The sequence below is a fragment of the Paenibacillus naphthalenovorans genome, from assembly GCF_900099895.1.
GTDB classification, from domain to species: Bacteria; Bacillota; Bacilli; order Paenibacillales; family NBRC-103111; genus Paenibacillus_G; species Paenibacillus_G naphthalenovorans.
In genome coordinates this window covers 1-11,355 of record NZ_FNDY01000057.1, presented here as the reverse complement: position 1 = coordinate 11,355, position 11,355 = coordinate 1, and the positions used below count along the sequence as shown (strand labels likewise).

At 49.2% G+C, this 11,355-nt stretch carries 12 protein-coding genes; all 12 read left to right on the top strand.

Annotated features, from left to right (window positions below):
* Nucleotides 1–377: 377 nt before the first annotated feature.
* The 12 genes from BLT35_RS25430 to BLT35_RS25390 all read left to right on the top strand — a co-directional run bounded on the left by BLT35_RS25430 (nucleotide 378) and on the right by BLT35_RS25390 (nucleotide 11,226).
* Nucleotides 378–1,070 carry a gluconate 2-dehydrogenase subunit 3 family protein gene (locus tag BLT35_RS25430; protein WP_074730154.1) on the top strand — a complete coding sequence of 231 codons (693 nt, stop codon included), beginning with the start codon at nucleotides 378–380 and terminating at the stop codon, nucleotides 1,068–1,070.
* Nucleotides 1,057–1,218 (top strand): hypothetical protein, encoded by a 162-nt coding sequence (locus BLT35_RS27265; RefSeq protein WP_175472068.1) that lies wholly within the window; start codon nucleotides 1,057–1,059, stop codon nucleotides 1,216–1,218. Before BLT35_RS25430 ends, BLT35_RS27265 begins: the two co-directional genes overlap by 14 nt.
* 54 nt (nucleotides 1,219–1,272) lie before the next feature.
* A complete protein-coding gene (locus tag BLT35_RS25425) occupies nucleotides 1,273–2,937 on the top strand; it encodes a GMC family oxidoreductase (protein WP_074730153.1) in 1,665 nt (554 codons plus the stop codon).
* 215 nt (nucleotides 2,938–3,152) lie between these two features.
* Nucleotides 3,153–3,275 (top strand): hypothetical protein, encoded by a 123-nt coding sequence (locus BLT35_RS27845; RefSeq protein WP_302848201.1) that lies wholly within the window; start codon nucleotides 3,153–3,155, stop codon nucleotides 3,273–3,275.
* Between the two features lie 9 nt (nucleotides 3,276–3,284).
* On the top strand, nucleotides 3,285–4,037 hold the full coding sequence (locus BLT35_RS25420; RefSeq protein ID WP_074730152.1) for an N-acyl homoserine lactonase family protein: 753 nt from the start codon (nucleotides 3,285–3,287) through the stop codon (nucleotides 4,035–4,037).
* A 79-nt stretch (nucleotides 4,038–4,116) separates the two neighbouring features.
* A complete protein-coding gene (locus BLT35_RS25415) occupies nucleotides 4,117–4,554 on the top strand; it encodes a GlcG/HbpS family heme-binding protein (RefSeq protein ID WP_062408306.1) in 438 nt (145 codons plus the stop codon).
* 157 nt (nucleotides 4,555–4,711) lie between these two features.
* Nucleotides 4,712–6,238 (top strand): sugar ABC transporter ATP-binding protein, encoded by a 1,527-nt coding sequence (locus BLT35_RS25410; RefSeq protein ID WP_062408307.1) that lies wholly within the window; start codon nucleotides 4,712–4,714, stop codon nucleotides 6,236–6,238.
* Nucleotides 6,235–7,230, top strand: a complete 996-nt coding sequence (locus BLT35_RS25405; protein WP_083351423.1) for an ABC transporter permease — start codon at nucleotides 6,235–6,237, stop codon at nucleotides 7,228–7,230. The genes BLT35_RS25410 and BLT35_RS25405 overlap by 4 nt, the downstream gene beginning before the upstream one ends.
* A gap of 50 nt (nucleotides 7,231–7,280) precedes the next feature.
* Complete coding sequence (locus tag BLT35_RS25400; RefSeq protein WP_083351422.1) at nucleotides 7,281–8,288, top strand: ABC transporter permease; 1,008 nt, start codon at nucleotides 7,281–7,283, stop codon at nucleotides 8,286–8,288.
* A 110-nt stretch (nucleotides 8,289–8,398) separates the two neighbouring features.
* The gene (locus tag BLT35_RS25395; protein ID WP_062408310.1) at nucleotides 8,399–9,511 is read left to right on the top strand and encodes a sugar ABC transporter substrate-binding protein; all 1,113 of its coding nucleotides are present in this window, start codon (nucleotides 8,399–8,401) and stop codon (nucleotides 9,509–9,511) included.
* A gap of 314 nt (nucleotides 9,512–9,825) precedes the next feature.
* Entirely contained in the window at nucleotides 9,826–10,023 is a 198-nt protein-coding gene (locus tag BLT35_RS26665; protein WP_139170879.1) for an FCD domain-containing protein, read from the top strand.
* A 27-nt stretch (nucleotides 10,024–10,050) separates the two neighbouring features.
* On the top strand, nucleotides 10,051–11,226 hold the full coding sequence (locus BLT35_RS25390) for a mandelate racemase/muconate lactonizing enzyme family protein (RefSeq protein ID WP_074730151.1): 1,176 nt from the start codon (nucleotides 10,051–10,053) through the stop codon (nucleotides 11,224–11,226).
* The last annotated feature ends 129 nt before the right edge of the window (nucleotides 11,227–11,355 follow it).

The following is an 11,355-nucleotide window of genomic DNA, read 5'->3' as shown; positions in this document are numbered from 1 at the left end:
ATCACAAGCGGGGAGCTCTTCGAAAGGCTGGAAGCTGCCAAGAAGCCCGGCAAATACCAGAGAGCGTAATGCTCACCCGGACGGGGAACGGCAACGGTCTTATGGTTTGATAATGAAAGTTGATAAAATCGTCAAGTACCTGGAACGGGCGTCGGTGAGCAGCAGCGTCTAAGCTGGTACGCAGGACGGCGCACGTGGCTGCGATGAACCGAGACGAGGACTGGTACCAAGCAGTGGGCGCAGCTGTGAAATAACAGTTGAAGATTGACCGAAGATGATCACCATCACCGGCGAAATCGATGGGGGCGCAGCGAGAACCATCCCTTTCGCGGGGATGGTGACACAAGTAACTCTAGCATTTGGAGGGAGGAGTTAGCGTGTCGTCTTTGTCTTTTCCCGAGGAGGAACTAGGAAATACAAATGTTGGACCAACGAAGGAGCCACAGGAACAATTCGCCCCGCTCAAGCCGCGTCTAGGCGGTTTTGTGAAGCTGATCGAGTTCACGGAGGTGCAAGTGGCGGTCCTGAATGCGGCGGCTGATCGAATCATTCCCGGCGGCGAGGGGTTTCCTTGGCCCAGCGAAGTCGGGATAGTGCGCTTTATCGCGCGCTACATCACGCCGAGCGGCGAGGAGCCTAAATGGTTTCCTTTCGCCGGGGAGGATAACTTCAAGGCAGAATTGGATAAGCTCGGCGGAGACTTTCTCCAGGCAGACGCGGCCATGCAGGTCGAAATTCTCAAACGTATCGAGCAGGAGTCGCCAACCTTCTTCTCGCAGTTCAGAGATCTGGTCTACTATGGGTACTACTCGCGGCCCGAGGTCACGAAGGCAATAAACGAGAATCTCGAGGCAGGCCGTGATTACCGGAGCTCTCCGCAGCCCTACGGCTATTTGGACGTGATCGAACCGTGGGATGAATCGTTGTTCTCGCAAGTAAAAGGCTCGTATATCCGGACAGAAGATGTCAAGTATGTGAACGTCCGGACTCCGGATCAGCCGGGAGCTGCAGGGGGCAAGCCACCATCAAGTGAGGAGTATTCCAAGCCTTCCTGTAATGAAGAAAAATAGATACCGGGTTGCATTGGCCCCTAATGAAAACAAGCATGAGACGCATGTCATCCTTGGCCGTGAGCGGATAGAACCCTTCTGGCTCCAGCCTGCCGATTTTGCCAAGGTAAAGGCCATCCCGTTTGTTGAGGTTAATCCGTCGTTATGAAATGGTGAGTAGAACGAGCATGTCGGAATAAATGACTCTGGAGGAGGGATCAAAATGGCGAAACATGTAGAAACGAACGTGCTGGTAATCGGCGCGGGCGCGGCCGGTGGCGCAGTCAGCAAACGGCTGAGCGACGCAGGGATCAAAGTCATGTGCCTGGAGCAGGGCGATTGGGTACACCCGCTCGACCACCCGCATTTCCACCACGAATGGGAGATCGAGAGGAAACGAGGTTGGGATTTCGACCCGAACAAGCGCAGGCTTCCGGAGGACTATCCGACCACGGGCAACGCAACTCCGTATGTATTTAACGCTGTTGGCGGCTCAACCAGACACTTCGCGGGCGCTTGGCCGCGTTTCAAACCGGTTGACTTTCGTAAGGGGACGGAGCACGGGCTGGAAGGAACGATCGACTGGCCAATCAGCTACGAGGAACTGGAGCCGTTCTACAATATCAATGACGCGGAGCTCGGGGTGGCGCGTGTAGTCGGCGACCTGGGGAATCCCAAAAAGCTGAAGGGATATGGTCCTCCTATCCCCCCGGGAAAGCTCGGCTTGAAGATGGCAAAGGCGTTTGGGAAACTCGGGTGGCACTGGTGGCCGGCAGACTACGCTATCCTGACCCGGCATAAAGACGGCCGTCTCCCCTGCAATGCGTGCGGACCCTGCTTAAGCGGGTGCCCGCGCGGCTCGATCGGCTCTACTGATGTCACTTACTGGCCCAAGGCCATCCGAAACGGTGTCGATCTGCGCACCAACGCGCGGGTTGAGCGGATTAACGTTGGCAAAGACGGGCGTGCTACTGGCGCGACTTACATCAACCGGATCACCGGCGAGCGGCACGAGGTTCGTGCCGACATCGTCGTGATGTGTGCGAATGCCGTCGGTACCCCCCGCTTGCTCCTGATGTCCGCCCAGAACGGACACCCGGACGGTTTGGCGAACAGCAACGGACTTGTAGGCACGCACCTCATGTTCCACAGCTGGGCTTTCGAAGATTTTTGGTTCGACGAGCCCATAGAAGATTTCAAGGGCCCCGAACCAGCGTCCCTGTACAGTCAGGAGTTCTACGACACGAATCCAAATCATAACTTTGTCAACGGATTCTCATTGCAAGTCGGGCGGGCAAACGGTTCAGCCTACACGGCGATGGGAACGACGAGTGGTTATCTTGCGCCGTGGGGGGCGGATCACCGGAAATTTTTCAACGAACACTTTGGTCGGCATGTGCTTGTCTATGTGCAGGGAGAGGATCTCCCGGTAAAAACAAACAGGGTCACGCTGGACCCCAAAGTCACCGATTCAAGCGGGCTTCCCGCGCCGCACTTGCACTACAAGCTGCCCGAAAACGACGCACGACTCATCGCGTTCGGCAGGCAAAGGGCGCGCGAGGCTGCCGAGGCCGCCGGCGGCCTAACCGATTCAAGCAGTACGGGGGTTACAGGCGTTACGAAACCACCGCCAGGATGGCACATTATGGGCACCTGCCGGATGGGAAATACGCCGGAAGATTCGGTAACCAACAAATACAATCAGACCTGGGACGTACCTAACCTGTTCATCGTCGACGCCAGTTCGCTGCCGACCAGCGCCGCCGTCAATCCGACCAGTACCTTGCAGGCGCTTGCCGTCCGCTGCGCCGAGTACATCAAGAGGCGTCATTCCCACATCCTGTCGCAGAAGGTCACACCCGGCAATGCGGATGCACCGGGTTTTTGAACTAGCGCAGTCAGTACCGTGTTCGAAAAGGTTCGATCATAGCTTAACGTCATTGGCAACGGTGGTGTGAGAGTTTAGCGGGTATAGGGAAGGCGAGGTTCTCGGCAGAGTACTTCTCGACAGTCGGTCCATGCTCACTGAATAACTCGCCCTCGCCCTCCTGCTGTCGGGTTGACACGTACGGTGACCGGGCGGGAAGAGCGGATGAAAGACCCGTGAGCACGCCTTCTGAGCGTCCGGGTTTGGCAGAGCCGGCAGCCGACGCGGAAGAGAATTTTACCGACTCGTTAGCCGAGGCCGATACTCGTAAAAGGGTCGCAAAACAGCAGAAAGGGTGAACAGAGCTCATGTACACCGTGACCATCTTGAACAACGGGGAGTGGGTCGCGCCGGGAACCGTGATCTACCTGCACGCCTTCGGTCGACACGATCCGGTCAAGATCGTGCAAAATTTCTTTCTTGTCCAAGGCAGAGGACACACGATTCTCATCGATACCGGCATAGACAATTTAGAAGGCTACCTGACCGAAGAGCAAATAAGGCGCTGCGTTTCCGCTCCAAGCCGTACGACGGAAGCGCTGCTGCGACAAGCCAGCGTGGCGCCAGAGGACGTGGATACGCTGATCCTGACGCATCTGCATTTTGACCATTACATCAATGCCCGCCTTTTCCCGAATGCTCGCATCATCCTCAACCGTCGCGAGTGGCTCTATGTTCTTATGCCCGAAAACAAGCGTTACGCTCCCCGGGTTGGTTTCCCGCGCGAGGCGTTCGGCTGGCTGGCGAACGAGGCGTGGGAGCGCCTTGAGCTAGTCGACGGCGAAGTGGAGGTACTGCCGGGCATCCGGGTGATCTGGACCGGCGGCCACAGCCCCGGCCACCAGATGGTGACCGTCGAGACCGCTCAGGGAATCGTCATCATCCCCGGCGACGAAATCTATATGTACGAGAACCTCGAAGCCGACATTCCCATCGGTTACTACTATAACTTCGAAAATGTGGTTGCCGCTATGGATCTGATACGCGGGATGGACGCGATCGTACTGCCGGCCCACGACCCTAAGGTACACGAGCTTTATCCGTCCTCGCAGATCGGGTAAACTAATGCAATCTCATCTACTACCTATCAAATGGCTTTGATCTTTTTAATCTATAACCATAACGAAAGGATTGAAATCGATGTCCATACCGAAAAAAACGATTTTGCCGCAAGAAGTAGTGAGTAAAATGTTAAATTATGCCATGGACAAAGCGAAAGAGCTGGATATACAAATATGCGTTGCTATTCTGGATGACGGCGGGAATTTAGCAGGATACATAAAAATGGATGGAGCCCAGCTTATTCCCAGTCAACTTGCCCAAAACAAAGCTTATACAGCCGTTGGCTTTGGCATCCCTACAGCGGATTGGTACCCGATCATTAAAGACACCCCTTCATTATTGCATGGACTTGTACACGCCGACAGAATGACGATTTTTGGAGGGGGCTGCCCCATATATATCGAGGAGCAATTGGTAGGGGGGATTGGAGTTTCGGGCGGTACGGCAGATCAAGACGCCGAATGTGCGCAAGCGGCGCTCCTGGCCATCGAAGAGCTTGAAATGAGTACCCCTTAAATTTTATTTCAATATCGTTTTTGATGCAGCAAAAAAAGAGTCTTGGCCTTATTCTTGTCCCAATAAGACCGGGACTCTTTTAGATGAAAGAAGATGAACTTTTGTTATGCTTAACAGCTTCAACTGCCCGGGAATTTATAGGAACGGAGGATCGCAAATGGGAGTAGAAGATGATGACGTGCTTATTTCGATGACCGGAATTACCAAGGAATTTCCCGGTGTGAAGGCGCTTGAAAACGTTTCGCTCGAAGTGCGAAAGGGCGAAGTGCTGGCGCTGGTAGGAGAAAATGGTGCCGGCAAGTCTACTTTGATAAAGATTTTATCGGGTTTATATCGCAAGGATAGCGGGGAAATCCGGGTTCGGGGGAAATCTGTAGAAATACAAGATGCCAGACATGCTCAAGAACTTGGGATTAGTACCATATTTCAAGAGCCGACGCTAGCCCCTCATTTAACTGCAGTGGAGAATGTATATCTCGGACGGGAAATTTATAACTCGTATCTCGGCGGTGCAGTGGAAATTCTAAATGAAAAAGAAATGTACCGGGAAACGGAGAAGCTTTACCGGAATTTCTTCTCTACCGTAGAGGATTTGAAACGGCCGGTAGCCGAGCTTGGCGCTCTGAAAAATCGCGTTATCGAGATTACGAAAGCACTTTCTGTCAAGGCCTCTGTCGTCATTATGGATGAACCAACAGCTGCTCTTGCCGAACACGAACGCGAAGTTTTATTCGACTTTATTCGTGCCCTAAAGGAACAAGGCGTATCGATCATTTATGTATCCCATCATCTCAAAGAGCTGTTCTTGCTGGCCGACCGCTTTCATGTCATGCGTGACGGAAGGCACATAGCAACAGTGAATGCCGAAGAGACCGATGTTGACCGGCTCGTTTCCATGATGGTAGGGCGTGAGATATCGAATTTCATTGCAAAAGAAACCGTTCCAATCGGCAAAGAAGTTTTGCGAGTGACAGATGTAAACCAGCCAGGGGTTTTAAAAAATATCCGTTTCCATGTGAAAGAAGGAGAAATTGTAGGGATTGCCGGGCTTGCCGGTTCAGGACGAACGGAAACCGTTCGGGCAGTTGCAGGTGCTGATCCAATCCGTTCAGGAACCATAGAAGTCAATGGGAAACCCATTCGAATTCAGTCTCCGCGTGATGCCATTCGTGCCGGTATCGGCTTGCTCCCGGAAAACCGGAAATTGCATGGGGCGTTAATCGAAATGTCAGTCAGCAAAAATATAACCCTCGCTTCGATGAAACAAATTCTTTCAAAAAAGTTTATTTTAAAGAAAAAAGCAGAATTAGATATCGCATCGGATTATGTAAAACGTTTAGGCATTAAGACCCCTTCTGTGCATCAAAACGTAAGGTTCTTAAGTGGCGGCAACCAGCAAAAAGTCATTCTGGCTAAATGGCTCTTCACCAAGCCCAAAGTGTTGATTTTTGACGAACCGACGGTAGGAATTGATGTAGGCGCAAAGGTCGAGGTTTATCATTTAATGGCAGAGTTTGTACGTAATGGGGGAGGAATACTTATGGTTTCCTCCGACCTGCCTGAGCTTATGGGACTCTCCGACCGGATCTATGTAATGCATAAAGGAGAATTTGTACATGAATTTTCACGTGAGGAAGCTACAGAGGAGAACATAATGTACTACGCTTCAGGAGGACATAAATGATGATGAATCCTAAAATTTTAACCCATTCCTATAAAGCAGCTTATTCTAAAAATCGTTTTTTTATCCTTATGACACGCGACGGGGTTGGCGTATCCGTTATCCTCGTCCTGTTATTTCTGTTTTTGGCCGTGACGGCGCCAAACTTCCTGACGGTCGGAAATTTATTAAACGTATTGGTGCAATCGTTATTCGTTATGCTGGTTGCTTTTGGAACCGTATTTGTGCTTTCAACGGGCGGCATTGATTTATCTGTCGGGTCGGTGCTTGGACTCGCTGGCGGAGTTACCGGATGGTTAATGATGAGTGGCTCAACCATGTGGATCGCCATCTCGGCAGGATTATTTGTAGGTTTACTCATTGGGACCATCAATGGGCTCATCATCACTAAATTGGGGGTTTCGGCCTTTTTGGTGACCTTTGCCATGCTATATATCGCACGGGGACTGTTATTCCTGCTCACGAAAGATGAACCCATTCGTAATTTTGTCACTCCGGAGTTTGCCTTTCTTGCTCAAGGAAAAGTGCTGGGAATTCCGATGCCGGTCTTAATCACATTGGTCATTTTTCTGGTATTGTATTTTATCTTCAAATCTACCAGTTACGGACGCCTTGTTATAGCCACAGGCTCCAATACAGAAGCAGCACGCTTATCCGGTGTGTCCACGGATAGAATCAAAATCAGTGTGTATGCCATTTCGGGATTGCTCGCAGCAGCAGCCGGTATCCTTCTGACTTCACGTCTAACGTCTGTGCAGCCATTAATGGGCTCAGAATATGAGCTGAATGCGATCGCTGCAGCCGTCATTGGCGGCACAAGTTTGTTTGGCGGCAAGGCAAGTGTGGTTGGGGTGGCGATTGGCGCTTTAATCCTTGGACTTGTATCCAACGGTTTGGATCTTCTTTCCGTGAACCAGTTTTATCGTTTAATCATTACCGGGCTAATCATTATTATTGCAGTAACGATTGAACGTTATTTAGCCGCCAAAAACTGATATGAGCCATACCGTCGAAAATAAAGATACGTCAAGAGGAGGGTGTGACATTGGAAAATAAGGGTTTGGAAATGATGGGCAGGCAACACGCCTTCGGGTTTTCCCTAAAAATCGACCGGCATCTCCTGGGCCTCTTCATAGTCCTGGGAGTAATCATAATAGCGATGTCGTTTTTCTCGGAAAAATTTTTAACTCATACGAATCTTTTCAACGTGCTGCAGCAGGCTTCATTCGTCATGATATTGGCTTTTGGCATGACCTTTGTCCTTTCAACGGGCGGTATTGATTTATCGGTTGGATCTATATGCGGTATATGCGGTGGAATGGCTGCATGGTTGCTTAAACAGGATGTTCATGTTGTCATAGCGGTTGCAACGGCCTTAATCCTTGGGGTATTCATAGGTGCCGTAAACGGGCTTACCATTACTAAATTAAATATATCTCCTTTTATGGCTACGTTAGCCATGATGATTATTCTGCGAGGTATCTTATACGTTTGGACTGGAGCCATTCCTTTCCGTTCATATATGACCAACGGTTTTCAATTTCTTGGCTCGGGACGCATTTTTGGCGTGCAGTTTCCTGTGATTGTAGCGATTGTTCTGCTTATCGCGCTCCTAATCGTATATCGGAAAATGAAATTTGGCCGCCATATTCTGGCTCTGGGAAGCAGTGAAGAGGCGGTTCGTATATCGGGCATCAAGGTCGATAGGCTGCGCATTAAGGTCTATGCACTATCCGGGCTTACCGCCTCAATAGCAGGTGTTCTTCTGGCTTCGCGTCTTACCACGGTAAATCCTGAAATGGGCAAGGGCTACGAGTTGGAGGCTATTGCTGCTGCGATCATCGGAGGAACGGCATTAGCCGGCGGGAAAGGAACCTTAATCGGAACTGCGCTCGGGGCCATTATTTTATTTATGATCAAAAATGCCATGAATCTTAACAATGTGAATCCGTATTGGGAGACCATAGTTATAGGCTTCATTATTCTTCTTGCGGTATCCGTACCGATTTTGGCCGGTTACTTCAAAGACAAAGTGAAAGCTGAAAGGGGGTGAGACAAAGAGACAAAAAACGTTTAATCCTTGATATTTCTAAGAAAGTGAGCGGGGACGTGTGAAGCTGTACAGAAAAAATTCCATTAAAATGAAGGAGGCAGGTCTATCTTATGTCGTTCAAAAAATTGAGATGGAGTATTTTATTTTTATCTTTATTTGCCATTTTGACAGTGTCAGGTTGCGACAATTCTTCTGCGCCTCAAGAGAATTACAGTCTGCCATCTGGCAGCGTTTATCAGTGGGGAGACAGCCATTTTGAACAATTTGTGAGAGAAGCAGCAAACGGGACTACACTTAAAATCGGATTTTCACCGCCAGCCGCTTCCGAGCATTATGACATTTTTGAACATGCCGCCAATACGATGATGAATGAATTAAGTGACCGATTTGGCGTGAAATTCGAGTTTCAGATGGCAGCACCGGGTAATTTTCAGTCGGTAGAGTCGCAAGTGGCAACCATCGAAAACTGGACGTCACTAGGATTTGATGCCATATTTGTTTGTACTACCGGTGATTTTGATTCTATGAACGCCGTCTATGAGAAGGCGATGAAACAGGGAACCATGATTTATTTGTTTAATATGCCGGCTGAAATGTGGGATGAAAACGATTTGAAGGCGGTCTCGGTAATCAGTTACAACAATCATTACCAGGCAGGGTATCTTGTAGGTCAATATGCAGCTGAAAAGTTAGGCGGAAAAGGCGATATTTTGTTGGTATGGGGTTTACCCGGTTACTTTGCTACTTCACGTAAAAATGGTTTCTTGGAGGCGATTTCAAAGTATCCCGATATGAAAATCGTAGGAGAACAACGCGGTGATTACGTTCGGGACAAAGGGATGCAGGCTGCCGAGAACCTGCTGCAAGCACATTCGAATGTCGATTTAATCTATGGAGAGAATGAGGAAATGGCTCTGGGCGCCGTGCAGGCCGTCGAAGGACGCGGTCTAAAGCTGTGGGATGGCAAGGAAGGCATTATGGTTATCGGTGCGGACGGCCTGAAGTCCGGTTTTGAGTCGATCCGTCAAGGGAAGCTGACAGCTACTGTTGATGTCGGTACGGTTGATATGGGGCGTGAATTAATTAAATCTGTTTTTATGCACCAAGTTCTGGGCTTCTCTATTGATAAGATTCAGAATGTTCCGACGGTTATTGTTGATAAAGATAATGTGGATATGAGAGAAGCTTATGTAGACTGGGCGCTTGGCACAAAACGTAAATAAACGGATTGGTGGGCAGCGACTAAAATGACGTCCCAAGTGAAGAATGATTCACTTGGGATCGTTCCGCCACCAAACAAACGGCTTTTACTTCATGCCTGCCCGTAATCGGAACCCTATTGCTAAATTTTGAAAAAGATGTTGATTAATTTTAAAAGCTGTGTTAAATTGGAAGCGTTGACATGATTGTATACAATGAAATCCAATTTGAGTCATGAAAACGAATATTGCAGTATACACTTTGAATATGAACCATACGATATTCAGTAAATGTCGAATTATATAACGAATTTCAACATCATTGTATACATAATATTATGATTATGTTAAGCGCCGGAATTGCGGCAAGTGTAATGAATGATCAAACGATAGACTTGCTGCAGGAGGCACTGGAGAAGGCCGCTCAAGAACCTGAAAGCGGAAACAAGGAGCAGTCCTTTGAGTTGGGAAACCAATTGCATGAGCTAGTCCTTGACGTGGCGGGCAACCAGAAGGTTTTGGGAAATATGGAATGAACCCCCAACTTTGTGAGGAGGAACGATATGAAAATAAAAAGTATCCAAACGTATATATTGCGAACGCCGTTGGGTAATGAACGTTTTTACTCTTCCCAGTGCTCTTTTCCGGAGAGAAACAGTTTCATCGTAAAAGTAGAGACGGACGATGGGCTCGTGGGGTGGGGGGAGGGAGGGCAATACGGTCCTCCCGAACCCGTCGCAGCTGTTGTTAAACACGTCTTGGCACCCAAATTAATCAATCAAGAGCTGCAAAATCCGATGAAAATTTGGGAACAGCATTATGCAGATACGCGGGATTTCGGACAAAAAGGAACGTATATTGAAGCGTTAAGCGCAATAGATATCGCTTTATGGGATATCTATGGCCAGATGCTGCATCAACCGGTACATAACTTGATTGGAGGCCCGTTTCGGAAAAGCATAACGGCCTATGCCACAGGCTGCTACTACAGAGGCGAGGATGTTCTCAATTACAAGGCATCACTGCCCAAGTTGGCTGAAGAAGCTCGTTCTTACGTGGACGCGGGATTTCAGATTTTAAAAATGAAAGTAGGCTTGTTGTCCATAGAAGAGGATATAGAGCGGGTGAGAACCATTAGAGAGGCCATCGGACCCGACACTTGCCTATTGGTGGATTGCAACCATGCCTATAATGTTTTTACGGCAGTGAAAATGGCGAAGGAACTTGAAAAATTTAATGTCAGGTGGTTGGAAGAACCCGTGGTGCCGGAGGACCGGGCGGGTTACCGCGAGGTCAGATCTTCAACAAGCATTGCCATTGCAGGAGGTGAGTGCGAGTTTACCCGATTTGGTTTCCGGGATTTATTTGTAGGGGGCTGTGTAGATATAGCCCAACCGGATATTTGCGTTTCCGGAGGTTTTTCCGAATGGATGAAAATACAGGCACTGGCCTCCAGCTTTGGCGTAACGGTCATCCCCCATGTATGGGGGTCGGGAATCGCCCTGGCAGCGGCGCTTCATGTATTGGCATCGATCCCGCCAAGTCCGCATACGGCACATCCCGTTCCGCTGCAAAATGAACCGATCGTCGAGTATGATCGAAACCCTAATCCTCTCCGAGATGAACTTTTAACAACACCGATCACCTTGCAAAAAGGAAAACTGCCGGTTCCCCATAATCCCGGACTGGGAATTGAAGTCAATTTAGATGCGGTATCAAAATATAGCAGCGAATTTTAAAAAGAGAATGTGAAACCGTAGAGCATTTTAAGGGGGTGGAAGTCATGTAACCGCAAGGAATGACCACGTCCATAACGGGAAGTAAGGCTCGAACTCAACTCTAAATTTCTAAAATTCAGGAGGAGGAAT